Origin of the sequence: uncultured Parabacteroides sp. (assembly GCF_902493135.1) — a bacterium.
Classification (GTDB): Bacteria; Bacteroidota; Bacteroidia; order Bacteroidales; family Tannerellaceae; genus Parabacteroides.
On sequence record NZ_CABUOD010000021.1, the window covers coordinates 55846 to 82175 of the forward strand.

Genomic DNA, 26330 nt, shown 5'->3' on the forward strand with positions numbered 1-26330 from the left:
CATTATGAAACTAAAGAAAAAATATATTTCATTCATCTGTCTGTGTTCATTGGCGATGAGCTCTTGTGATAGCTTTTTGGAAGAAAAGCCTTTGGATATGAAAGACTCCAATCAGTTCTGGCAGACTCCGGCTGATGCCGAAACAGGTGTGAACGCCTTGTATTTTGGTGGTGTTCCTTATTTGCACAATACGGGTGGCGGTTGGACTCCCAAGGCTACTTGTTGGGGAGGTATTATCTCCGGTTTGTATGTCGACAGACGGAAAGACCGTCAGTTTACGAATGCCTCTGAGGGTTGTAACTTCAATGTCGCATCGTTCGATAGCCAGGCTATGAGCTATTGGCATGAATTTTACAAAGGAATCTCGCGTGCTAATTTCGTGATTGCCAATGTGCCGAATATGACAGATGTGTTGAGCGCGGAAACAATCAAGAATTATGTGGCTCAAGGGAAGTTCTTCCGTGCCTATGCTTATTTTTGGTTGGTAAAGGAGTTTGGTGATGTGCCTTATGTATCTGAACCTTATACTTCTACGGAGGGAATGTTTAAGGAACGTGTTCCGGCTGCTGAAATTTATGGTTATATCGAACAGGATTTGCTTGATATCGTAAACAACAATGCGTTGCCAAACAAGGCTTTCTATGACAATGGTTGTTATGCCACACTTCCGATGGCACAGACACTGTTGGCTCAGGTTTATTTGCAACGTGCCGGTGCTCCGATGAACGGGGGGAATGCCGATTACGAAAAGGCTGCCCAGATGGCTTTGCGGGTGGTTGAAGGCGGTCAGCATGCCTTGATTCAGCCGAACGGAAGTAGCGATGACCTCAATTCGGCTTTCAACATCATCAAGACGACGAATACTTCAAACGAAATCATCTACGCAAAAGAGTATAACTACTCAAATCACAATGTAGGTAACTCTTATGCTGTTCATTCAATGGGTTCCGATGCGTTCCAGTGGAAAGATGCGACTGGCAATGGTATTTTCCACCCAGGAGGTGATGTGCTGGAAAATATTTATTTGCCTTGCGACATGATCATTAACAGTTATGATCCGGCCGATATCCGTGGACATGAAAAGCAGTTCTTCTTTAAGGAGTATACGGATGCAACAGGTGTGAACCATACATTGAATAATTATGGCAACTGGGCTTGGTTTGATGAAAAAGCTTTGATGGAAGGGCATGACGGTGATTATAATATGCCGACATTCCGGTATGCTGAAGTATTGTTGATCGCAGCTGAGGGGTTGGCACGTGTCGGTCAAGAAAGCGCGGCATTAGGCTATTTGAATCAGGTTCGTCAACGTGCTGGTTTGACAAACGAAACTGCAACGGGCGATGCATTGATTCAGTCTATTCTGACAGAGCGTTTACATGAATTTCCGTTGGAATTTAAAGTTTGGGATGATATTCGTCGTACTCGTTTGTATCCGGAAGAAGCCGGAGCGCATTCCGGTAAGCTTAATTGGGTACCCCTGTCTTCTGCCAAGATCCAGAACAAACCGGACGGACAGATTCGTGTAGGTGCTATTCCTGAATATGCCTTGTTGTGGCCGATTCCTTTGGATGAAATGCAGGCTAACCCTGCTTTGCAAGGACATCAGAATCCGGGGTGGAATTGATGAATTGATAAACAGGAGAGAGGCCTGATTATGTGAAAAGAGGCTGCGACGTAAAAAATAATTACGACACAGCCTCTTTTATTCATAAATATTGAACTCTTTGGAAAAGTGTCATAATCGTCTTAAAAGGTGTCATGATCGATAAATGTCAGTTTATGGTACTCTTTTGGTCTTCGGATGTTACTTCTTTATTGAAAAATATAGCTAATATTGCTATGGATTTGGAAAATTCTATAAGGGTATAAGATATATAGCTTAATGTAAAAATGATAGGGAGTTTGTGTTTTTAGTTTTAAGCATTCGCCGGAGATACTTGGTGATCTCCGGTAGAATGTTTGTTTGATTTTTGAATGAAAACGGAATTAAATATATTGAAGATATGAAGTTGTATGTATCGTTATTGATAGGGGGATTATTGTGTTCTTGTCAGGCAAAATTACCGGTGAATGTTCCCGAATTGTCTGATGGAAATCCGACAACCTGTTTTGTGGGAACGGAAGGGGTGAATAAAGTGATTTTTGATCAGCAATATACTGTTCCCGTCCAAAGTTATAAAATCTATTCGTCCGGCGAGACGCCTGTACATGATCCGTCTGCCTGGACATTGAAAGGTTCCTATGACGGGAAGAACTGGGTGGTTGTGGATGAACGGAAAGACCAGACGTTCTGTTCCCGCTATCAGGAAATCCTTTGCCCGATCGCCAAGCCTTCCAATTATAAACAATATATGCTGGAAGCCGCAACGGCAGCCGGTGATACGCTGGTGTTGGGAGATGTGATGTTGTTTGATGAGAATTTGAATGCCGGTTGGGAGGATTTCGAATATCCGGAAATCGATTACGAAGTGATTGACCCGGAAACTAAGGGGGCTGCCATTTATGCGGATCTTGTCCAGAATCCGGACGAATACATACGTTATCATGCTCGAAAGGTAGCCGAAATTCTTTTCTATTCGGCAAAAGATACGATGAATGATGTTCAAAAGGTTCATTATACGTTGAAAGATTATGACGGAGTTTCAGCCAAGAGCGGTAATCCGGCCAATACCTCGATTGTCTATAGCACGCAACATATCGAGAAATCAGCGAACGAATCCCTTTATAAACTCGATTTCGAAACACGTGGCGTTCTCTACCATGAATTGGTACACGCTTACCAGTTCGAGCCGAAAGGAATCGGTTCCTACTCGACCAACAAGACATTCTGGGCTTCTATCGAAGGCCTGGCGGATGCCGTCCGCGCCCAGGCAGGATATTTCGATATGAGTACCCGTAAACCGGGCGGAAACTGGATGGACGGTTATCGTACGACCGGCTTTTTTATCCAATGGCTGACGACCAAAGACCCGGATGCCATCCGCAAGTTCCATGAGACGGTCCGCGACCTCGACGAATGGAGTTTCGACAAAGCGATGAAGCGTATGTTCGGCGAAGATGCCAGCATTGAAGGACTGTGGAACGAGTATCAAGTCTTTTTATCAAAATAAAATAGAAACAAGATCCATGAAGAAGACTATTCTTTTATTTTCTGCATTGCTGACCTTTGGGAGCTTGTCCGCTCAGGATAAGACCGCATGGGTGAACCCGATTATCGGGACGAACGGGATGGGGCATACGTTTCCGGGGGCTTGCGTGCCTTTCGGACTGGTTCAGTTGAGTCCGGACACGGACACGATCCCTCATAACGTGGATGGCAAGTATCAGCCGCGTGCTTATGAATATTGTGCCGGCTATCAACATAAGGACAGCAGTATCGTCGGGTTCAGCCATACGCATTTTAGCGGAACTGGGCATTCCGACCTCGGCGATATCCTGATTATGCCGGTTACCGGCGAATTGAAACTGAATCCCGGAACGGCAACCGACCCGGACGGCGGCTACCGTTCGCGTTTCTCACACGATACGGAGGTATCCCGTCCCGGCTACTATGAAGTGATGCTGGCCGACTACGGCGTGAAAGCACAACTGACGGCAACCAAGCGGGTGGGCGTACATAAATATACGTTCCCGAAAGATGCCGGGAACCAGCGGATCATCTTAGATATGATCCACGGTATCTACAATTACGACGGAAAAGTCCTTTGGACGAATATCCGGGTCGAAAACGATACGCTGGTCACGGGCTATCGTATCACGAACGGATGGGCGCGTACCAACTATACCTACTTTGCCATGTCTTTCTCCAAACCGGTCGTTCATTACGGATGCGAGGAAAAAGCAAAAGTCAATTACCGGGGCGGATACGGCAAATTCAATATGAAAGAAAACTTCCCGGATATAGGCGGACGCAAGATCGTCGCTTATTTCGATTTCGATCCGGCGGCTTCCGAGGAATTGGAAGTGAAAGTGGCGCTTTCGGGAGTCAGTGCCGACGGTGCTTTGAAAAATCTGCAGGCTGAAGCCTCCGGCCATAGTTTCGACCGGTTGGCGGCTCGTGCCGGTGAAACCTGGAATAAGGAATTGTCCGTTATCGAAGCCAATGGCACGGACGACCAGTTGGCGATGCTGTACACCTCTTTGTATCACACCATGATCAATCCTTGTGTCTATACGGATGTGGACGGACTGTATCGCGGATTGGATCATAATATCCACAAGGCGGACGATTTCACGAACTACACGGTCTTTTCCGTTTGGGACACCTATCGTGCCCTGCATCCGCTGTTCAACATCATCAACCGCCGGGTAAATACGGATATCGCCCGCTCTATGCTGAAGCATTGCGAGCAAAGCGTGCATAAGGCTTTGCCTATCTGGAGCCATATGGCAAATGAAAACTGGTGCATGATCGGATATCATTCCGTTTCCGTTTTGGCCGATGCCGTGGCGAAAGGTCTTCCGTTAGACAAGGAAGAGGTTTTGAAAGCGATGGTGAGCAGTTCCACGATCCCTTACCTGGACGGGACCGGCGAATACATGGAAAAGGGGTATGTCGCACTCGACCATAACGGCAGCGCCGCTTCCCTGACGTTGGAATATGCCTATGACGACTGGACCATCTACCACACGGCGCTTTTGGCCGGCAACCGTTCTGTTGCCGATACGTATAAAAAACGGGCGGCCAATTATACGAATGTTTTCGATACGAATATGGGGTATGCCCGTCCTCGTTATGCCGACGGACGCTGGAAAGAGAATTTCAACTTGCTGAACACGCATGGCGAAGGTTTTATCGAAGGAAATGCCTTGAACTATTCTTTCTATGTGCCGCAGGATGTGGATAATATGATCCGCCTGATGGGAGGCGACAAGTCGTTTGTCTCCAAGCTCGATTCCCTGTTTACGATGCACCTGCCTGCCGAGTTTTTCGCCCAGACCGAGGATGTGACGGAGGAAGGCTTGCTGGGCGGCTATGTGCATGGCAACGAACCGAGCCATCATATCCCGTTCCTGTATGCCTGGACCTCGCAACCTTGGAAAACGCAATACTGGCAGCGTGAAATCATGAATAAAATGTACCGCAATAATATCGACGGCCTGTGCGGTAACGACGATTGCGGCCAGATGTCTGCCTGGTATATCCTGTCTTCGATGGGGTTCTATCCGGTTTGTCCGGGTACGGACCAGTATGTGTTAGGAGCTCCTTACTTGCCTTATATAAAGGTTATGCTGGAAAACGGAAAGACTTTTGAGGTAAAGGCCGACAAGGTGAGCGACAAGAACCGCTATGTCAAGTCGGTCAAGTTGAACGGCAAGCCTTATACAAAAGGATATATCACCCAGCAGGATATCATGGATGGTGGTGTCCTGACTTTCGAGATGTCGTCTTCCCCCAACAAGAAACGTCTCTTTACGGGGACTGACAAACCCTATTCTTTGTCTTCTAATTAATTAAACATATTCTATCCATGAAGAAATTATTTATTTTAGCGATTACGCTTTGCAGCAGCCTCTTTACGGTGGATGCGGCCGACAAAAAGGACCTGGTGGATTACGTGAATCCGCTGGTCGGGAGCCAGTCGAAAATATCCCTTTCGACAGGTAATACTTATCCGGCGATTGCCATGCCCTGGGGTATGAATTTCTGGATGCCACAGACCGGAAAGATGGGAGACGGCTGGGCGTACACATACGACGCGGACAAAATCCGTGGTTTCAAGCAGACTCATCAGCCCAGCCCGTGGATCAACGATTACGGACAGTTCGCCATCATGCCCGTTACCGGTAAAGTGGTGTTTAACCAGGATAAACGCGCCAGCTGGTTCTCCCATAAGGCAGAAGTGGCAAAACCGAATTATTACCGGGTGTATCTGGCAGACCATGACGTTGTGACGGAAATCACGCCGACGGAACGTGCCGCCATGTTCCGCTTCACTTTCCCCGAATCGGACAACTCGTATGTGATTGTCGATGCTTTCGACCGTGGTTCTTATATCAAGATCATACCCGGAGAAAACAAGATCGTCGGCTATACGACTCGTAACAGCGGAGGGGTTCCTCAGAACTTCCGAAACTATTTCGTCGTCGTGTTCGACAAACCGTTTACCTATAAGGCGACTGTCGGCGACGATGAGATCCGCAAAGGCGAAACCGAAGCGAAAGAGAACCATACCGGTGCCATTATCGGGTTTTCCACCCGCAAGGGCGAGATTGTCCATGCTCGCGTAGCTTCTTCCTTTATCAGCCCTGAACAGGCGGAATTGAACCTGAATGAATTGGGCGGCCGTTCGTTTGACGAAATAGCCGAGGCCGGCCGTCAGGTATGGAATGAGACATTGGGACGTATTGCTGTCGAAGATAACGACGTGGACAAACTGCGCACGTTCTATTCCTGCCTGTACCGTTCGCTGCTTTTCCCGCGCAGCTTCTACGAATTGGATGCTAATGGCAAAGTGGTGCATTACAGCCCGTATAACGGAGAGGTGTTGCCGGGTTATATGTTCACCGATACCGGTTTCTGGGATACGTTCCGTTGCCTGTTCCCGTTCCTGAACCTGATGTATCCGGATATGAATACGAAGATGCAGGAGGGGCTTGCCAATACCTATAAAGAGAGCGGCTTCCTGCCGGAATGGGCAAGTCCGGGACATCGTGGCTGCATGGTCGGCAATAACTCGGCTTCCGTCGTGGCGGATGCTTACCTGAAAGGACTTCGCGGATATGATATCGAGACGCTTTGGGAGGCTGTCGTGCATGGGGCCAACAGCGTACATCCGAAGGTGAAATCGACCGGACGCTTAGGATATGAATATTACAATGAATTGGGCTATGTGCCTTATAACGTGAAAATCAACGAAAGCGCCGCCCGCACGTTGGAATATGCTTATGACGACTGGGCTATCTATAAATTAGGGAAGGCTTTGGGCAAACCGGAATCCGAAATTGCCATTTTCGCCAAACATGCCATGAACTATAAGAACCTGTTCGATCCGGAAACCAAGTTGATGCGTGGTCGTAACGAGGACGGCTCGTTCCAGTCTCCGTTCAATCCGCTGAAATGGGGAGACGCCTTTACGGAAGGCAACAGCTGGCATTATACTTGGTCGGTTTTCCATGACCCGAAGGGGCTGATCGAACTGATGGGAGGAAAGGTCGGTTTCAATGCCATGATGGATTCCGTATTCAATGTCCCGCCTTTGTTCGATGACAGCTATTACGGCGGCGTGATCCATGAGATCCGCGAAATGCAGATTATGAACATGGGGAATTATGCGCATGGCAACCAGCCGATCCAGCACATGATCTACCTGTACAACTATTCCGGCGAACCTTGGAAAGCACAGTATTGGGTGCGTGAAGTGATGGACAAACTCTATTTCGCGACTCCCGACGGCTATTGCGGGGATGAGGACAACGGGCAGACTTCGGCATGGTATGTATTCTCGGCTCTCGGCTTCTATCCGGTTTGTCCGGGTACGGACCAGTATATCTTGGGGTCTCCGCTGTTCAAAAGCGTGACGCTGAATCTGGAAAACGGCAAGAAGGTCGTGATCAAGGCCAACAATAATGGCGAGGCGAACCGTTACATCTCGTCTATGAAAGTGAATGGCAAGAACTATACGAAGAATTATCTGACACATGGCGACCTGATGCGTGGCATGAACATTCTTTATAATATGTCGGCCACACCGAACAAGAGCCGGGGTACGCAGGACAGTGACGCTCCTTACTCATTCTCCAATGAATTGGGAAAATAATCGGAATGTATATAGATTAGCCGGAAGCATTAATATTAACATAAGCACTTAATTATAATAGCATTTCCGGCAAAACTATAATCAAAAGGGCTATTTGGACCTTGTTTCAGATAGTCCTTTTTATTTATAACGACAATAGTTTGAATATGAAATTACGAATTTGTACTTTGATCGCTGCGTCGTGTGCCGCCTTATCCGGCACGGCACAGAATGAAAAATTGACGGAATACGTCAATCCGCTGGTAGGAACGGATGGTTACGGCAATGTGTATCCGGGGGCGCAGATCCCGTTCGGAGGGATCCAGATCAGTCCGGATACGGATGCCAAATACTATGACGCGGCTGCCGGCTATAAATATAACCACACTTCGATCCTGGGCTTCAGCCTGACGCATCTTAGCGGGACCGGTATTCCCGACCTGGGCGATTTCCTGTTTATCCCCGGAACCGGAGAGATGAAACTGGAACCCGGAAGCCGTGAGAACCCTGATGAGGGCTATCGCTCCCGGTACACGCATGACGAGGAACAGGCCACTCCTGACTATTATGCCGTTCGCTTGCAGGACTACGGAGTAAAGGCGGAGATGACGGCAGGACTGCGGAGCGGAATGTTCCGTTTCACCTATCCCGAATCGGAAAAATCATTTATCATGATCGATATGAACCATACGCTTTGGCAGTCGTGCGAATGGGCCAATCTGCGTATGGAAAACGATTCGACCATCACGGGCTATAAGCTGGTGAAAGGATGGGGGCCTGAACGCCACGTCTATTTTACGGCTGTCTTTTCCAGAAAATTGACGGGCCTGCGTTTCATGCAGGATAAAAAGCCGGTGATCTATAATACATCCCGGTTCAGGAGCGACCGCGAGGCCTGGGGGAAGAACCTGATGGCTTGCCTCTCTTTCGCAACCGGGGAAGGGGAGGAGGTGATCGTGAAAACGGCCATCTCTTCCGTCAGTACCGCCGGAGCGAAGATGAACATGCAGGAACTGGACGGGTTGACATTCGACAGCCTCAAGGAGAAAGGGGAGGACCTGTGGGAGAAAGAATTGCAAAAATACCGGATTACCGCCGACCGCAAGACAAAGGAAACGTTTTATACTTCCGCCTACCATGCCGCCCTCCATCCGTTTGTTTTCCAGGATGCGGATGGCCGTTTCAGGGGCCTGGACAAGAATATCGGGCAGGCGAAAGGCTTTACCAACTATACGACTTTTTCCTTGTGGGACACCTACAGGGCTTTGCATCCCTGGTTCAACTTAGTGCATCAGGACATAAATGCCGATATCGCCAACTCGATGCTGGCCCACTTTGACAAGAGCGTGGAGAAGATGCTCCCGATCTGGTCTTTTTACGGGAACGAGACATGGTGCATGATCGGCTATCATGCGGTTTCCGTCCTGGCGGATATGATCGTCAAAGGGGTGAAGGGCTTCGACTACGAACGGGCGTATGAGGCGATGAAAACGACTGCCTTGAACGAACATTACGACTGTCTGCCCGACTATATGCGGAATGGTTACGTCCCGTTTGACAAAGAGGCGGAGTCGGTTTCCAAGACCTTGGAATATGCCTATGACGACTATTGCATCGCACAGGCCGCCAAGGCGTTGGGCAAGACTGACGATTACCGGTATTTCCTGAACCGTTCGCTGTCTTACCAGACCTTGATCGACCCGGAAACGAAGTATATGCGTGGCCGTGACAGCAAAGGGGACTGGCGTACGCCGTTTGCCCCGATCGCCTACCAGGGACCGGGTTCCGTCAATGGCTGGGGAGACATTACGGAAGGGTTCACCATGCAATACACCTGGACCGTCCCGCACGACGTACAGGGATATATCAACCTGGCAGGAAAAAAGTGGTTCGAGGAACGTTTGGATGAACTCTTCACCGTCGAGTTGCCGGATGATATACCGGGCGCTCACGATATTCAAGGGCGTATCGGCGGCTACTGGCATGGTAACGAACCTTGCCATCATGTCGCCTATCTGTACAACTATTTAGGCAAACCCTGGAAATGCCAGAAGTGGATCAGGGAGATCGTTGCCCGTTTTTATGGCAACGAACCGGGCTCGTTGAGCGGGAATGACGACTGCGGACAGATGTCGGCCTGGTATATGTTCAACTGCGCAGGCTTTTATCCGGTAGCCCCTTCCAGCAATATCTATAACATCGGCTCTCCGTGTGTAGAGGCGCTTTCGATCCGGATGAGCAACGGAAACGAAATAAAGATGACCACGGAAAACTGGTCGGAAGAGAACGTCTATGTCAAAGAGCTATATGTCAACGGAAAGAAATATGATAAATCCTATCTGGCCTATGAGGATGTGCAGGCAGGAATTACCCTGCACTTTGTGATGAGCGGCAAACCGAACTACAAGCGTGCCGTTTCGGCGGACGCCCGTCCCGCCTCGTTGTCGTCACCGGGCAAAACGATGTTTTACCAAATATCTGATAGCAAGTAAATGGACGATTTCTATTCGATTTTCCGATAAATCTCAATATCTTTGCATGAAACATTTATCTCTTTATTAATTTAAAGACTATTGCTCAATCGTAAATCAGGATAAATATATGGGAAATATGGATATAAAAGATGAAACATCAATAATAAACAGTGATGAAAATGTGGTTAGCGATGTGGAACAAGCCGATCTGTCAATAAACGGAGATGATTCATATACCATATATCCGAATGCCGAAGTGAGGGTGGAAAAGGCTCAATATAGTATTATGCATTTGCATACACTTTGCCTGAAGCGGAAAGAATTAATAATTGATCCGGATTTCCAGAGGCATGATGTCTGGAAACAGAGGCAGAAGTCCGAGCTGATCGAATCGATCCTAATGGGAATTCCTATACCATTAATGTATTTATTTGAGGATAAGAATGGGAAGAAGCAAGTTGTTGACGGACGACAAAGGATAAGTGCTATTCTGGATTTTCTGGAAGGAAAGTTCAAATTGAATAATCTGAGGATATTGAAGCAGTTTAATGGATGTTGTTTTGCGGATTTGGATTTGAAGCAACAGGGAGTTATTGAAGACTTTCAATTACTTTTTTACATTATACAGCCTCCGACTCCTGAGCGGGTAAAGTATGATATCTTTGACCGGGTAAATCGCGGAGGAACTCCTTTGAATAAGCAGGAAATGAGGAATGCCTTATACCGTGGACGTTGCACACGGATGTTGGATAAACTTTGCTGTTCTCCCGAATTTTTGATTGCGACAGGGCGTTCTATTAATAAAGAAAGGATGAAAGACCAATATGTCGTTTTACGGGCAATGGCCTTCCTGATGTTGCATCGTGGAGAGTTTAAAGATATTCCGGCTCTCCAATACCGGGGGGATATAGATGATTTTCTGGCTCGTTTTATGGTTTATGTGAATGATAATGCACCTGAAAAATTGATTGTAGATTATGAGAATCTATTTATTCGCTGTATGCAGATCAGTTATGATCTTTTAGGAGAAAATGGTTTTCGTTTTTCGGGAAATGGGATTAGAAGACCTATAAACATGCCTCTCTTTGAGGCATTAAGTTATTTGTTTTCTTTTGTCCCTGAGAAAATCGATTACACATGGGCGTCAAGACTCATACTGGATATAGAATCTGTAAAGGAAGAGTTTGATGATTCCCGTTATTTTTCCGGTAATATAGACTCGACTACAAGTGTCTCTTTCAGGTTTGATCGAATGGATAAAATAATAAACAGGATTCAGTTATGATAAAACATATACAAATAAAAGACTATAAATGTCTTCATGATGAGAACTTGGAGATAAAGCCTTTTACAATTGTAACGGGTGTTAACTCGGCAGGTAAGTCAAGTTTGATACAGTCGGTATTACTTCCTGTTCGCAGGATAGGGAAAAATGGACAAATTTTACTGGATACTATTGTGAATCTGACATTCGATACAATTAGAAATAAGTATTATAATGCAAAAAGTGTCAGGGTCGATATCGATATCGATAATGTGCATATTTCCTATCACGGAACAAATGAACTCTCTTTGGTTTTTCTTCCTTCGGAAGAGGATGCCGACATGCCGATCGACATAGAGCAAAATTTATACTATTTGTCTGCCAATAGAATCGGGGCGGAGTTGCATTCCAAAATTTCGCCACAGTTTAAAGTGGGCGTAGTCGGTGAGTATATAGTAGGTTCATTTGAAAAAGAAAAATCTAATCCTTTAATGCCGGAATTGATTAAAGATGATTCCTCTTATACTTTATCTGCTCAGGTGAATTATTGGTTGTCTTATATTTTAGATATACCGACGGAGTTGCAGACGGAACGCCGTTTGGATGATGTGGTCGAGGTACAGTATAAAAGTGACGGGTTGGGAAATATTTCGCCTTTCCAGTTGGGAGCTGGCGTAAGTTATCTTACCAAAATGTTGATCATGTGCTTGCGGGCAAAAAAGAATGATGTTATTCTTATCGAAAATCCGGAAATCCATCTTCATCCGGCCAGTCAGGCAAAGGTTGGTGAATTCTTGGCCTTTATTGTTAGAGCCGGTATACAGGTAATCATAGAAACACATTGCGAACACCTTATATATAAGGTCGGTTATGAGATTTATAAAAAGCGTTTTTTGAAAGATGATGTGACCATTTTGTATAAAGAGGGCATCCAGAATCCGTTCATTGTACTTGGTTTTAAAGAGGATGGCAAGTTTACTCGTGACTTCCCGGAAGGTTTTTTCGATGCGACTTTAGCTGAACTGCTTGAAATGGAATAATATGGGGAAATATAGTTTTGTGTTGTCTGATACTTTGTATAAGCAATATTATTTGTTTAAGGAGCATCAGGACTATGATAAAGATATACTCTTGCACTTGCTTAAGTTTCGTTGTGGCGAGTTTCTGACCAATACCAGACAATTAGATGATATCGGGATTGGCGATCGTGTGTCGAAAAGTCTTTATGACTCTTTAAAGTATGCCCGGTTAACAAAGCAGACTTTGGAAGAACTGGCAAGAAAGACTGACTATAAATTGATATTGTGTGATGACAGAACGGATTATCCGTATGTCAATATCATGTCCGATCAGATCAGTAGCCATATCACCGGTTGTTTTTATAGAAATGTCCATAGAGATAAGGCGATCAGGCACATAAGAGCACTATGCCAGGATGCGAAAAAAATATGCCTGTACGATCAATACCTGAATGCCTGTAAGGATGTCTTGAAATTGATTTTGCCGAACAAAAAAGTAGAACTTGTCTATCATTCGAAGCATTTGAATGATAGTGCTGTTGCTGATTTGCAAAAGTATAATCCTCAATGGTCTTTTTCCTTGGATGATTCACTGTTGACCCATCATGATCGATATATCGTGATTGATAATAAAATGGAAATCATCTTATCCAGCGGTTTTATGTATTTGGAATTGACGGGTAAGGAACTGACTTATGTGGTTAGGCCTGTTCAGGAAAACAGGCTGTTAGTGAATGGCTGAAGAAAAATGCGGAATAAAGGGCTATATCGTATTATCTTCTTTCGCGAATACAGAAAAATTTCTATATTTGCACCGCCTTTAATTAGGAATCAGATACTTTCTAAATAAATCAGATTAAGAAATGACAAAGAGTGCATTACAAATTGCAAGAGCAGCTTACCAGCCAAAGGTTCCCGCTGCATTGAAAGGCGCTGTAAAAGCCGTAGATGGTGAGTACACACAATCAGTCGCCGATCAGGACGAAATCAAAAAGTTATTCCCGAACACGTACGGAATGCCTGTCGTTACTTTCGAAAAGAGTAACGAGAAGAAAGAGCTGCCGGCCATGAATGTCGGTGTGATCCTTTCCGGCGGCCAGGCTCCTGGCGGTCATAACGTGATTGCAGGTCTGTTCGACGGTATCAAGGCTAACAACGCAGCTTCTCGTCTGTATGGCTTCATCCTGGGCCCCGGTGGTCTGATCGATCATAAATATATGGAACTGACGGCTGACATTATCGACGAATACCGTAACACGGGTGGTTTCGATATGATCGGTTCAGGTCGTACCAAACTCGAAACAAAAGAACAATTCGACAAGGGTCTGGAAATCCTGAAAGAACTGGACATCAAGGCACTGGTTATCATCGGTGGCGACGATTCCAACACGAATGCGTGCGTATTGGCCGAATATTACAAAGCAATCAACGCAGGTGTACAGGTAATCGGCTGTCCGAAGACAATCGACGGTGACCTGAAGAACGAACAGATCGAAACTTCTTTCGGTTTCGACACGGCTTGCAAGGTTTATTCGGAAGTTATCGGCAACATCCAGCGTGACTGCAACTCCGCACAGAAATACTGGCACTTCATCAAGTTGATGGGACGTTCCGCTTCCCACATCGCTCTGGAATGCGCTTTGCAGACACAGCCGAACATCTGTATCATCTCTGAAGAAGTGGAAGAAAAGAACATGTCTTTGGACGATATCGTGACGTATATCGCCGGCATCGTTGCAAAACGTGCTGCCGAGGGCAACAACTTCGGTACGGTGCTGATCCCCGAAGGCCTGATCGAATTCGTTCCGGCCATGAAACGCCTGATCGCCGAGTTGAACGACTTCCTGGCTAAACACGATACCGAATTCAAGATGATCAAGAAGAGCGAACAGCGTGCTTATATCATCAGCAAGCTGACAAAAGAAAACTCCGACTTGTATGCTTCCCTGCCGGAAGGCGTGGCACGTCAGTTGTCTTTGGATCGCGACCCGCACGGAAACGTACAGGTTTCTCTGATCGAAACAGAAAAATTGCTTTCTGAAATGGTCGGCAAGAAGTTGGCTGAATGGAAGGCTGAAGGCAAATACGCCGGCAAGTTCGCCGCACAGCACCACTTCTTCGGTTATGAAGGCCGTTGCGCCGCTCCGTCCAACTACGATGCAGACTACTGCTATTCCTTGGGCTATACGGCTTCCTGCCTGATCGCTGCCGGCAAGACCGGTTATATGTCTTCCGTGCGCAACACGACTGCTCCGGCCGACAAGTGGATCGCCGGCGGTATCCCCGTAACCATGATGATGAACATGGAAAAACGTCACGGCGAAATGAAACCGGTTATCCAGAAAGCCTTGGTGAAACTCGACGGCGCTCCTTTCAAGAAATTCGCTGCCAACCGCGACGAATGGGCAATGACGACAAGCTATGTCTATCCCGGCCCTATCCAGTATTTCGGCCCGACTGAAGTATGCGACGAACCGACCAAGACATTGCAGTTGGAACAGGCTAAATAATATATCCAACGAGATATAATCAATAAATGATAGAGGTAAGGCATTTCGCTTTACCTCTATTTTTTTATCTTTACGGAAAAATAAAAGGATATGGATAATTTGCAGCAGTTATTGGACGAATGGCAGGCCCTTCAGCCTCTGAAGCCGGAAGATGAGAAGCGGTTAGACCGCAAGTTCAGGTTAGAGTTTAATTATAATTCGAATCATCTGGAGGGGAATACACTGACGTATGGCCAAACAAAACTTTTGTTTATGTTTGGCGAGACATCCGGCTCTGCTTCCTTGAAAGATTATGAAGAAATGAAAGCCCATAATGTCGGTCTGGAGATGATGAAACAGGAAGCAATGGATAAAGAACGTCCCTTGACCGAGCAATTTATCCGTGAACTGAATAAGACAATTCTTGTCCAGGATTATTGGAAGGATGCCAAAACCCCTACAGGCACAAAGACGCGTATGGAGATAAAGATCGGAGTGTATAAATCCCGCCCTAATTCGGTTATAACAGCGACAGGGGAGGAATTTCATTATGCATTGCCGGAAGAAACACCCGCTTTTATGACGGATTTGGTAGATTGGTATAATGCGGAGGCGGCAAAAGGCGTCCTATCTCCGGTGGAACTGGCCGCCTTGTTGCATTACCGCTATATCCGCATTCATCCTTTTGAAGATGGTAATGGGCGTATTGCACGCCTGTTGGTGAATTATATATTGTTTCGGAACGGTTATCCGATGATTGTGATCCATACGGAAGATAAGCAAAATTATTTGCGGGTTCTGCATCAATGTGATGTGGCGGTCGGCCTGACTCCTTCGGATGGTGCGAATGCTTCGCTGGATAAAATCAGGCCGTTTGTCGGTTATCTGAATGATTGTGCGGAACGTGCTTTGCGAATCGGCATAAAGGCTGCTAAAGGCGAGAATATAGAAGAGGAAGATGATTTTGAAAAAGAATTGGCTGTTTTGCAGCGGCAGATAAGGAAAGAAGAGGTGAAAAACGATTCGCCTAAGTTTAGCGTCGAGATGGTTTTGGATGTATTGGAAAAGGTGTATAAACCCTTCGTGAAGAAGTTAGAGGAAGCGGTTGCCCCTTCGGAGGTATTTTTTATGTCTGTCCGGAAATATGACTGGATCAGCAAAGGGCTTGACCTGATTGCGGATGGAATGATGCAAACATCTTCCGTTTCAAAAGAAACGTTGGATGACCCTAAAACACAAGAGATACTTGGAAATGCCCATGCATTCGTTTTTCGGATCGATTTATCCGAACCTAAGCGGGAATATAATATGGAATCGATAGCCGTTAGGATAGATGGCCGTATATTCCTGGAAGAAACCTATTATACCTTTGCCTCTGATCCGGATAAACTTTACCCATATGCGACTTATCCTTCTTTGGAAGATATAGCCCGAATGATTCAGTCCATAAAAGCCGGTATCCTTTTAAGCATAAGAAAGGCGGCCAAAGCGGAATAGCTGTTGCGTGTCTTTCGTGGATTGTCGGTTGGAAAAGGAGGCTATAACCAGGATGGTTCGGGGAATCATATCCGGTATTACAGCTCGCCCGGCCGTTCATCGCCGGCTCCTCCTCCTTCTCCTTTCTTCTTGCTGCCGCGCTGGTTGCGGGCGGTGCGAGTTTCGGCGATCAGGGTGTTGACGCTTCGGATGAAAGTGGCCGTCCCAACTTGGGACAGGCACTTTTGAAATGAAAAGTAGTCCTCCCAAGTTGGGACGGTCGTTTTTGTGACAAAAAGTAATTTACCCAAGTCGGGACCGCTGTTTTAGAAAGCCAAAGAGCACGAATCCGCTATATTTTCGGCCTTTTTTTATTTGCATGTTTACGAAAAAACTTATATTTGCAGCGACTAACATTATTTCCCGGAAGCAGTGAACCTGCTTCTGCATGGATGCAGGCATTTTTATGCCTGTCTCTATCCCCATAGGCGGTTCCGTACCCCCGTGGGGAGCATTAATGTGCCTCCAGCTTCTGGGAAGTGTTGAGTAACGGGAAAGGCGGGACCGTTCTATTTTCGCCCCACTTTTAATACCTTATTTATTATGGAAGCAGCAAACACCTTGACACTTCCGAAAGAAGCAGTCCAAGAAATCTTTTTCAGGGAAGAAGCCAGCCGTATCCGGAAAGCGTTTGCCAACAAAAGCGATGAAGAAGATCTGGATTATCTCCTTCACCAGTTACGATGCATAAAAAGCCTGATGGTGCAACTGGAATTGCCTTGGGATCGCCTGATCACTGTCCTTTTCAGATGTTTCGCTTATTACATGCGGCAACCGAATGTGGAGAACACCCGTAAAACCTACCAACTGGCTACCCAGCTGATGGATTGCATCGTCTTCATGTCCCGGAACGGAAGGGTGATGAATGCATTAGTCGAGTTCTTTGATCACCAGATCGACGATCTTGACAAATTGTTGATCGCTTCTCCCATAATTTCAACATTACGTTCGATAGCCCGTTGCCTGAGAATGTCTTTTTTGAAATTCTCGAATAATTTAGGTTGTCCGATGAAATAACTTTCTACTTCTTCTATGGAAAGAAGGACATCGTTCAAATGCATTTCTATATATTCATCCATAAATGATAAGTTTAGAACTATCGATATTCTTTCTCAAAATCGGATTGCGGATTGCCTGTTCTTCCAATAAATCTATCTCCCGGTGGAGGATGGATGATAGTGAATCTTTCAGGTCAAAGTAGTTATCGGCATATTCTTCCAATGGAACATTTTCAAAATCGACAACTAAATCGATATCACTTTTATCATTGAAACGATTGGTCAGGACAGAACCGAAAGCAAATAACTTTTTGACCTTATGCTTTTTGCACAAAGCTATTATACCTGGCAGATAGTTATTGAAGAAATCCATATTTGTTGTATTTGCTTGGAACAAAGGTATGTTTTAAATCCGAAAAATCAAATATCCTTTTTCACGATCTCTTCCAGCTTCTTCATATTCTTCCTCTTTGTCGCCCCCATAATCAGGAATAAGTCGATCAAGTACCAAACGCTCAAGCCGCCGAATGTGAGCAGTTTGAAGATTCCTTTGATCTTGTCTCCGATCATGAAACGGTCCAGCCCGAAGTATCCGAAGAAAAAAGAAACAAGCAGCATGTCGCCTGGGCTTTTGAAACGGGTTTTTACCAAAACCGCCTCTTTTTCAGGAGGAAGGTCGAGCAACCGGTGGATCGGTATTTCATAATCGGGGAATTTGCTTTCATTGGCAAGAAGGAACTTGTCTACTTTGTCTGCTTCCATATTATATTAAGTATTTCTTTGATACAAAATGATTCCTTTCCGTTCGATATGGTCTATCAAGTCCGGATTGGTCAGTCTGTGGAAAATGGACACGTCGAATTGATAGGGCAAAAGCAAGTCGTCTATGTCCAGCACGATCCGGTTCAGTTCACTGCGGGTCAATCGTTCGCCGACGAGCGTGATGTCCACATCGGAAAAAGGCTTGTAGTTCCCTTTTGCACGTGAACCGTACAAGATGGCTCGTTCAATGTTTGGATACCGGTTGAAGACGGTTTCCAACCGGTTCCATTCCGTATCGCTTAAACCATATTTCATTTGCTTGAAATTAAAGAAGACATTTTTTGCTCGAATTGTCTGAACAGCGGATAATAGATATGGACGATGTTGTCGTATATCTCTGTCGCCACTTCGTTGTTGTAATTGTGGGAGGTCAGATTGCGGTCGTTGATTGTTTCCATCCAACGTTTGTTTTCGACAAGTCCTATTTCCAGGGCTTTCCGAATAGCATCGCGTGACCCGTGGATATCTGTGTATCCTTGGTAGCCGGCGTAATCTTTCATGACTTTCCAAGCGAGTTCATGCGTGTATTCAAAACGTTGTATCAAGCCTTCTTGCAGGAGTTGGTCTATTTCTTCGTCTCTCTTTTGTTGTTCCGATAAAATATCGACCGCCTGTTGTAGTTTGAGCAATGCTTTTTGGTAATTGGAAAAGCGTTGTTGCCAACGTATATCTTGTTCTTCCATCTTGAATGATTTTTGTATGTGGCAAATATAGTTATTTTCCGTATCTTCGCCCTCCGATAATCATTAAAACAACAATCTTATGTTTTCAGGAATTGTAGAAGAAACAGCTCAGGTCGTGGCGATCGAGCATGATAAGGACAATATTCATATCACCATGAAATGTTCTTTTGTCGATGAATTGAAAATAGACCAGAGTGTGGCCCACAATGGCGTCTGCCTGACCGTGGTCCGCAAAGACGGCGATACATTCACTACTACAGCCATGCGCGAAACCCTGGAACGTTCCAACTTGGGGCTTCTGAAACCGGGTTCGCTCGTGAATCTGGAACGCAGCATGATGATGAACGGACGCCTGGACGGACATATCGTGCAGGGACACGTCGACCAGACCGCCGTTTGCACAAGCGTGGAAGATGCCAACGGAAGCTGGTATTATACGTTCGAATATCCGTTCGACAAGGAGATGGCCGGGCAGGGATATATAACCGTCGAGAAAGGTTCCGTCTGTGTCAACGGTGTGAGCCTGACCGTCTGCAATTCGAAGCAGAACAGTTTCCAGGTGGCGATCATTCCCTATACGCACGACAATACCAACTTCTGCCAGATCGAAAAAGGGACGGTTGTCAACCTCGAATTCGACATTGTCGGCAAGTATATCAGCAAAATGATGCAGTTCAAATGAAAGATCTCCTTTCTTAGGTAAGCAGGCGCCAAAGTGACCGGGTTTCCGATCCCGCGCGGCCGGTCGAAAAGTAGAAATTGCAGCGTATTCTGGAGGCGGCGTGTATCGCGCCGTCTGCTCTTTTGTCCTTTGTTTCGGTAGAGAGGGATAGAGGAAAGCATGGTCTGGAAATCATCATTTATTGTTTTGCCTCTTCTTTAATAATACACCTCCGTTTCCAAACTCCCATCTTATAATAGATAAAGGTCACGATCAGCCCGATTGCGATGCTGATACCGATCGCCCACCAGATCCCGCTGCGTCCCAGCCAAGAACTGAGATAATAGGCGAGGGGAATACGGATCAGCCAGAGGCAGACCAGGCTGGTTATCATCGGGAACAAGGTGTCTCCGGCTCCCCTGAGCGCCCCGTTGTACACATTCAGCGCCCCGTGTACAATGAAGAAACCGCCGATAATCAGCAGATATTCCTTCCCGATCGCCACGACATCTGCGTCTTTCGTGAACACTTTCATCATTTCGTCGCCGAACAGGTAGACGGCGGCAAAAGTCAACAGTCCCAGGACTATATTCGTGTACATCGTAAACCGTACTCCCTTTTTCACCCGGTCCAGTTTCCCGGCCCCGATATTTTGTCCGCAGAAAGCCGCCAACGCCCCCGACAGGGTGAGGACGGCCTGCGTGATGATCGTGTCTATTTTCCCGGCGGCCCCGTAAGCCGTCAGCGTATTGGTCCCGAAACTGTTCACGATCCCCAACAGGGCGATCAGTCCGAGGGCGATCGCGCATTGCTGTACGCTTGTCGGCAGTCCGATTTTAAGGCTCTCCCTGAACAGTTTCCAGTCGAACAGCATATCTTGTTTCTTGATGGACAGCAAGGGGTGTGTATTGTTTACATACGCTAAGGCGATACACATGCCGATCCCCTGCGAAATGACAGTCGCCCGTGCCGCCCCCTCGATGCCCCATTTGAACACGAGTATGAAAAGCAGGTCGAACGCAATGTTCAGGACAGTCGTGATCAGAATGAACAGCATAGGGCGGACGGACTCGCCCACGCCTCGCAAAATCGAAATGATGCTGTTGAAGGTCACGAACAGGAATGTCCCTCCTATGTAAATGCGGAAATAAGCCACCGCTTGCGGAATGACCTCTTCCGGCGTATTGGTCAGGCGGAAAACCGGCTCTGCGAAAATAATCCCCGCAATGGACAGTATCACGCCCCCGACTAACATGAAGATGAAGAATGAGGAGAACGCAAGTTGTACCTTTTGGTACTGTTTCGCTCCGAAAAGTTGTGAAATAACCACCGTTGTCCCGCTTCCGACACCGATCACGAACGAAATGATGAAGTAATAGATGAAGAAGGAGGCCGATACTGCCGCCAGCGCCTCTTTTCCCAGAAACTGTCCGACAATAATGCTGTCCGTTATGCTATAGAGCTGTTGCAGCAGATTCCCGATCAGCAACGGCAAAGCGAAGCGAACGATCACCTTCCATACCTTCCCCTCTGTCAGATCCGTATTCCCTTTTCTTTTATCCATCCCCTAATAATTGTCAATTTTCCATTGTCAATCGTTCAAAGGTCTTTCAACAAAATATTGTCATTCGCCTTAATCATGTCTTCGCGGGTTTTCAGCAAGGCTTTCCATTCTTTGCTGAACAACCGGGACGTGTCGATCTTGAAGTTTTCCGATCCGTATTCGTCCATGCGTGTCAGCAGGTAACTGACCGTGATCTTGTTTACGTCGATCGCCGGCTGGTAGTGGACGACCCGTTCGTCATCCCCGTAATTGACTTCGATAATAATATGTAGTTCGGTCAACTGGTAGAGTATCTGTGTCGTGATGCGGATCGGTATGCGGTAAGCGTCCGACAGTTCATCCGCCGTATAAGGCTTTTCCCCTTTCACGAACCGCTTGATGATCAGGGACGCGATCAGCAACGTGAGGAAGTCTTTATATCGCCGGCTGATGTTCTTGCTGTCCCGTTCGAAACTGAACTTCTTCACGTTCTGGGATGCATACGAGATTTCCGCCCCGAACAGGCAGATCAGCCAGGACAGTTGCAACCACAGCAACAGCAAAGGCAGCGCGGCAAAGCTACCATAGATCGCATTGTATTTGCTCACCCAGATCTGCCCGCTGATGTAGATAAACTGGAAGAACTGGAAAGCGGTGCCTGACAGGAACCCGGCCACGAGGCCGTTCACGAATCGGACCTTTGTGTTGGGCAATGAAATGTAGAGTCCCGTAAATGCCAGGATCGTAATGATATAAGGCGTAATGTTCAGTATGAATTCGACCAGCGGAGTGAAGAAAAAGTACTGGTTGATAAATGAGTTCTGCAAAGTGGACAGGAAGATGGACAAACCGCTGGATGCCGTCATCAGGACCGGCAAAATCAGGAACAAGGCCAGATAGTCGGATAGCTTCCGGTACCACGGGCGCGATTTCTGTATCTGCCAGATATCGTTGAACGTGTCTTCTATGGACGAGATCAGGTTGACAACCGTATAAAACAGCATGATCAGGCCGACCCCGATGATCACGCCGCCCTGTGCCTGTTCCAGATAGCTTTCGACGAATTCGAAAGCCTTGGTCAACTCCGTCTCATGCCCGGGGAAATAGTCGAACAATTCCTGGCGTACGGTGTTCTGGAAGCCGAACCCTTTGGCTATCCCCAATAGAACCGCCAAAAGAGGCACGATGGACAGCAGGGTGCTGTAGGTGAGGGCAGAGGCTTTCGTTTGAAGATTCTCGTTCTGAAACCCCCTGACGGCAAGAATGATGGTCTTGATGATGTTTATATAAAGTTCTTTCAGTCCGCTTACTTCATTTTCGGTGATCCGCCAAATGTCGTAAGTGACGAAACGGATCGTTCTTGTCAGTAAAGCGTTGATCCGTTCTCCGAGCGTCTTTTTACCGGTTGTTTTCATATATAATAAGTGCCAATAAATTAAATGTGCCGATATACCAATAGAAAACCATTTAATCGGCATATTGTTGAATTGGTATACTGGCACATTATAAAAAAAGCAGTCTGCCTATAAGCCGGGTTCTGTACTCCCGCTTGCACGGGAGCGTCTGCCATTTATCTCGTCTTACTGTCACCAGTAAGCTTTAGCGGTCTACCCCCCGGCATCGGACGAGCAATCCTACATGCGCCGGTATACATGACCTTACAACCCATAAGACGTACGGCATCCTATATTGCTATAAGATCCGGTGAGCTCTTACCTCGCCTTTTCACCCTTACCGGACAGGTCCGGCGGTCGTTTTCTGTTACGCTACTCTGCCCTCGCGGACAGCTTCCCGTTAAGAAGTATGGTGCTCTCTGTTGCCCGGACGTTCCTCCCGTCCCGAAGGACGAGCGACAGACCGGCAGACTGCAATGGGACAAAGGTAATTCTTTTAATTGACAATTGAAAATGGATCACCACATCAAAATGGTTCGAGCAGGTTCTCTTTTGCTTTTTCTGCCAGTCTAATTTGTTTTCGATAATGTCATGTATATGTTCGACGTTGTCGTGTATATGCTCGGTGTTGTCGTATATGTTTTCGACGTTGTCGAAAATAAAATACATCGGCATCTAATGGCAGGCTCATGGGAAACATTCTGCCTTTCTTGCTGTTATATTATTGAATGTATGACCATTTGTCAGACGGTAGATTGTTAAAAAGGTACTTTGCATTACACAGTACTGTTAATCGCAGTTAAGCCCTTGCGGAGTGCCGTTAAAAGTGATAAAAAAACAGTCGCAAATGGAATAATCGCACGTTTTTTGAGTTTTCTTTGCCGAAAGAAAAATGTTAAATTTAAATGTTTGATAAAATAAAAAGAGTATGAAAAAGATGTGGAAAAATGTGCTTGGTATCGTTCTCGTAGCTGCAATCAGTGCGGGGGCGGCTGTTGGGACGAGTGCTTACCTGATTCATAAGAATCAACCGGTATATAGTGCTTCAGGCTCAGCAAATACCTTCAATCAGCCGATCCGGTTAGCCGGTTATAACACGGTTGCTGCAGAGAATACAGATTTTACTACGGCTGCAGAAAGTACGGTTCATGGCGTTGTGCATATTAAGGCCACGACAAATGCCAAACAATATGCCGACGGAGGCAATCAACCGCAGTATGTCGATCCGTTCGAATACTTCTTCGGATTCGGAGGACGTGGAGGCGGAGGTTTCCAGCGTCCGCAACCGCAACCACGGGTAGGAGCCGGTTCCGGAGTGATCATTTCGACTGATGGATATATTATAACGAACAACCATGTGATCGATGGGGCAGACGAGCTGGAAGTGACATTGAATGACAACCGCAAGTTTGCTGCCAAATTGGTCGGAACCGATCCGACGACGGATATCGCTTTGCTTAAGATCGATGCGAAAGATCTTCCTACCATCCCGTTCGGCGATTCTGAAAAACTGAAAGTCGGAGAGTGGGTGTTGGCAGTCGGTAATCCGTTCAATCTTACTTCTACGGTTACGGCCGGTATTGTGAGTGCGAAAGGACGTGGCATCTCGATGGGAGGCGGAGACAAGAGCAAGATCGAATCGTTCATCCAGACCGATGCGGCCGTGAACCCCGGTAACAGCGGGGGAGCGCTGGTGAATACAAAAGGTGAATTGGTCGGTATCAATACCGCTATTTATTCCGAAACAGGAAACTTTGCCGGTTACTCGTTTGCAGTGCCTATCAGCATTGCAGGGAAAGTGGCAAACGACTTGAAACAGTTTGGTGCCGTACAGCGTGCTATTCTGGGTGTCCAGATTATGAGCGTGGGTGATATCGCCGACATGCTGGGCTATCCGAATCTGCCGGCTAAACAGAAAGATGAACTGAGCGCCCTGAAATCCAAGATAAAAGTTTCCGAAGGTGCATGTGTGGCTGATTTCGCGGACCGCAGTACTGCCAAGGAAGCCGGTATTGAAAAGGGTGACGTGATTGTTGCCGTAAATGGTGCAAAAGTAAAATCTGCGAATGCTTTGCAGGAACAGATCAGCAAATATCGTCCGGGTGACAAAGTGCAGGTAACTGTAGACCGTAACGGCAGCACCAAGACGTTTAATGTAGAACTTCGTAACGCACAGGGCAGCACTGCAGTAGTGAAAAGAGCCGCCGACAGCGCCGAAGTTTTGGGAGCCGCTTTCAGTGCGTTGACAAGCGAACAGAAACGTGAATTAGGTATAAGCTATGGTATTGAAGTAACCGGTTTGCTGAATGGTAAACTGAAAGATGCCGGTATCAAGAAAGGTTTCATCATCATGGTTGTAAACGATCAGAAGATTTCATCTCCTGAGCAGCTTGAAAAAATAGTTGACAAGGTTTTGAAAGGTAACAATGACGATCGTTACATCAATGATGATCGTTACATCGTAGTAAAAGGTTTCTATCCGAATAATGGACGTACGAAAGTATATGCTATAGATCTGGCTGAATAATAAAATAACGTTATATTCGTCTTATTTGGCGGGAAGATTGTTAAAGGTTTATAATTGGCTGGGTGTAGGGTGCATCCAGCCAATTCTGTCAATAAAAATAATATTATCTTTGCACCCTGATATTCTCAATATAAAATTATTGGATGAGACAGTTAAAGATCACAAAGTCCATTACCAATCGCGAAAGCGCTTCTCTTGACAAGTATCTTCAGGAAATAGGCCGGGAAGATCTGATCACAGTAGAAGAAGAAGTAGAATTGGCACAGGCTATCAAAAGAGGCGACCGGAGAGCATTGGAAAAATTAACCAGGGCAAATCTGCGTTTTGTTGTATCTGTAGCTAAGCAATATCAAAATCAGGGGTTAAGTTTACCAGACCTTATTAATGAAGGAAACCTGGGGTTGATTAAGGCGGCTGAGAAATTTGACGAAACCAGAGGTTTTAAGTTTATTTCCTATGCTGTGTGGTGGATTCGTCAATCTATTTTGCAAGCTTTGGCAGAACAGTCAAGAATCGTACGTCTCCCGTTGAATCAGGTTGGTTCGTTGAATAAAATCAGCAAAGCCTTCTCTAAATTCGAACAGGAAAACGAACGCAGACCTTCTCCTGAAGAACTTGCAGACGAACTGGATATTCCGGTAGATAAGATTTCGGATACCCTAAAAGTATCGGGAAGGCATATCTCAGTGGATGCTCCTTTTGTAGAAGGCGAAGACAACAGTCTTTTGGATGTGCTTGTTAACGATGACGCTCCTATCGCTGACCGGTCGTTGATGAACGAGTCATTGGCAAAAGAAATTGATCGAGCACTTGCTACATTAACCGAAAGAGAATGTGAGATAATCAAAATGTTTTTCGGTATTGGCTGTCAGGAAATGACATTGGAAGAGATTGGCGACAAATTTGGCCTCACAAGAGAGCGCGTCCGCCAGATCAAGGAAAAAGCAATTAGAAGATTAAGGCAAGGAACACGTAGCAAGCTCCTCAAATCGTATTTAGGTTAACCTCTTCGGAGGAAGACAAAAGGATTAAAAGCCTCTTATCCGTCAGGGTAGGGGGCTTTCCTTTTTTATTATTGTTTATGATTTAGGCTGGGTCTTTTCTTATACATATTATACACACATAAACGCCGTGTGTAAAGCCTGAAAATAGAGATGTGGATAAAGATGAAAAAAAGT

General features: G+C 46.2%; 21 protein-coding genes and 1 other RNA gene. 13 read left to right on the top strand and 9 right to left on the bottom strand.

Annotated features, from left to right (window positions below; all coding sequences use genetic code 11):
* Positions 1-4: 4 nt before the first annotated feature.
* The 10 genes from RDN79_RS11100 to RDN79_RS11145 all read left to right on the top strand — a co-directional run bounded on the left by RDN79_RS11100 (position 5) and on the right by RDN79_RS11145 (position 16485).
* The gene (locus RDN79_RS11100; RefSeq protein ID WP_298552198.1) at positions 5-1627 is read left to right on the top strand and encodes a RagB/SusD family nutrient uptake outer membrane protein; all 1623 of its coding nucleotides are present in this window, start codon (positions 5-7) and stop codon (positions 1625-1627) included.
* A gap of 379 nt (positions 1628-2006) precedes the next feature.
* The gene (locus RDN79_RS11105; protein WP_298552197.1) at positions 2007-3113 is read left to right on the top strand and encodes a basic secretory protein-like protein; all 1107 of its coding nucleotides are present in this window, start codon (positions 2007-2009) and stop codon (positions 3111-3113) included.
* A gap of 16 nt (positions 3114-3129) precedes the next feature.
* Entirely contained in the window at positions 3130-5457 is a 2328-nt protein-coding gene (locus RDN79_RS11110) for a GH92 family glycosyl hydrolase (protein WP_298552195.1), read from the top strand.
* Between the two features lie 17 nt (positions 5458-5474).
* Entirely contained in the window at positions 5475-7763 is a 2289-nt protein-coding gene (locus tag RDN79_RS11115) for a GH92 family glycosyl hydrolase (protein ID WP_298552193.1), read from the top strand.
* 146 nt (positions 7764-7909) lie between these two features.
* Positions 7910-10234 carry a GH92 family glycosyl hydrolase gene (locus tag RDN79_RS11120; RefSeq protein ID WP_298552191.1) on the top strand — a complete coding sequence of 775 codons (2325 nt, stop codon included), beginning with the start codon at positions 7910-7912 and terminating at the stop codon, positions 10232-10234.
* 118 nt (positions 10235-10352) lie between these two features.
* Positions 10353-11501 carry a DUF262 domain-containing protein gene (locus tag RDN79_RS11125; protein WP_298552190.1) on the top strand — a complete coding sequence of 383 codons (1149 nt, stop codon included), beginning with the start codon at positions 10353-10355 and terminating at the stop codon, positions 11499-11501.
* The gene (locus tag RDN79_RS11130; RefSeq protein ID WP_298552188.1) at positions 11498-12520 is read left to right on the top strand and encodes an AAA family ATPase; all 1023 of its coding nucleotides are present in this window, start codon (positions 11498-11500) and stop codon (positions 12518-12520) included. The genes RDN79_RS11125 and RDN79_RS11130 overlap by 4 nt, the downstream gene beginning before the upstream one ends.
* 1 nt (position 12521) lies before the next feature.
* Positions 12522-13241, top strand: a complete 720-nt coding sequence (locus RDN79_RS11135; RefSeq protein WP_298552186.1) for a hypothetical protein — start codon at positions 12522-12524, stop codon at positions 13239-13241.
* A 121-nt stretch (positions 13242-13362) separates the two neighbouring features.
* Positions 13363-15009: a diphosphate--fructose-6-phosphate 1-phosphotransferase gene (locus RDN79_RS11140; RefSeq protein WP_298552184.1), complete on the top strand. Its 1647-nt coding sequence runs from the start codon at positions 13363-13365 to the stop codon at positions 15007-15009.
* Between the two features lie 90 nt (positions 15010-15099).
* Positions 15100-16485, top strand: a complete 1386-nt coding sequence (locus RDN79_RS11145; RefSeq protein WP_298552182.1) for a Fic family protein — start codon at positions 15100-15102, stop codon at positions 16483-16485.
* 77 nt (positions 16486-16562) lie between these two features.
* On the opposite strand, the gene RDN79_RS11150 is transcribed toward RDN79_RS11145, so the two are convergent.
* The 6 genes from RDN79_RS11150 to RDN79_RS11175 form a co-directional block, all read right to left on the bottom strand.
* Complete coding sequence (locus RDN79_RS11150) at positions 16563-16775, bottom strand: hypothetical protein (protein WP_298552181.1); 213 nt, start codon at positions 16773-16775, stop codon at positions 16563-16565.
* Positions 16776-17411: 636 nt separating this feature from the next.
* Complete coding sequence (locus RDN79_RS19075; RefSeq protein WP_298549885.1) at positions 17412-17603, bottom strand: HepT-like ribonuclease domain-containing protein; 192 nt, start codon at positions 17601-17603, stop codon at positions 17412-17414.
* The gene (locus RDN79_RS11160; protein ID WP_298549886.1) at positions 17596-17895 is read right to left on the bottom strand and encodes a nucleotidyltransferase family protein; all 300 of its coding nucleotides are present in this window, start codon (positions 17893-17895) and stop codon (positions 17596-17598) included. The genes RDN79_RS19075 and RDN79_RS11160 overlap by 8 nt, the downstream gene beginning before the upstream one ends.
* 47 nt (positions 17896-17942) lie before the next feature.
* Positions 17943-18284 (bottom strand): TM2 domain-containing protein, encoded by a 342-nt coding sequence (locus RDN79_RS11165; RefSeq protein ID WP_298549887.1) that lies wholly within the window; start codon positions 18282-18284, stop codon positions 17943-17945.
* 6 nt (positions 18285-18290) lie between these two features.
* A complete protein-coding gene (locus RDN79_RS11170) occupies positions 18291-18599 on the bottom strand; it encodes a nucleotidyltransferase domain-containing protein (RefSeq protein ID WP_298549888.1) in 309 nt (102 codons plus the stop codon).
* Positions 18596-19027: a nucleotidyltransferase substrate binding protein gene (locus RDN79_RS11175; RefSeq protein ID WP_298549889.1), complete on the bottom strand. Its 432-nt coding sequence runs from the start codon at positions 19025-19027 to the stop codon at positions 18596-18598. Before RDN79_RS11175 ends, RDN79_RS11170 begins: the two co-directional genes overlap by 4 nt.
* A 79-nt stretch (positions 19028-19106) precedes the next feature.
* Here RDN79_RS11175 and RDN79_RS11180 point away from each other — a divergent pair, with 79 nt between their 5' ends.
* A complete protein-coding gene (locus tag RDN79_RS11180; protein WP_298549890.1) occupies positions 19107-19709 on the top strand; it encodes a riboflavin synthase in 603 nt (200 codons plus the stop codon).
* A 178-nt stretch (positions 19710-19887) separates the two neighbouring features.
* Here RDN79_RS11180 and RDN79_RS11185 read toward each other — a convergent pair whose 3' ends face one another.
* From RDN79_RS11185 to rnpB, 3 genes are all read right to left on the bottom strand, one after another.
* Positions 19888-21252, bottom strand: a complete 1365-nt coding sequence (locus RDN79_RS11185; protein WP_298549891.1) for an MATE family efflux transporter — start codon at positions 21250-21252, stop codon at positions 19888-19890.
* Positions 21253-21287: 35 nt separating this feature from the next.
* Complete coding sequence (locus RDN79_RS11190) at positions 21288-22646, bottom strand: YihY/virulence factor BrkB family protein (protein ID WP_298549892.1); 1359 nt, start codon at positions 22644-22646, stop codon at positions 21288-21290.
* Positions 22647-22741: 95 nt separating this feature from the next.
* Positions 22742-23100: RNase P RNA component class A (rnpB, locus tag RDN79_RS11195), an RNA gene on the bottom strand.
* A gap of 453 nt (positions 23101-23553) precedes the next feature.
* Here rnpB and RDN79_RS11200 point away from each other — a divergent pair.
* Together RDN79_RS11200 and RDN79_RS11205 are read left to right on the top strand one after the other, a co-directional pair.
* Complete coding sequence (locus tag RDN79_RS11200; protein ID WP_298549893.1) at positions 23554-25152, top strand: Do family serine endopeptidase; 1599 nt, start codon at positions 23554-23556, stop codon at positions 25150-25152.
* Between the two features lie 143 nt (positions 25153-25295).
* Positions 25296-26156: an RNA polymerase sigma factor RpoD/SigA gene (locus RDN79_RS11205; RefSeq protein ID WP_005641668.1), complete on the top strand. Its 861-nt coding sequence runs from the start codon at positions 25296-25298 to the stop codon at positions 26154-26156.
* Positions 26157-26330: the final 174 nt, after the last annotated feature.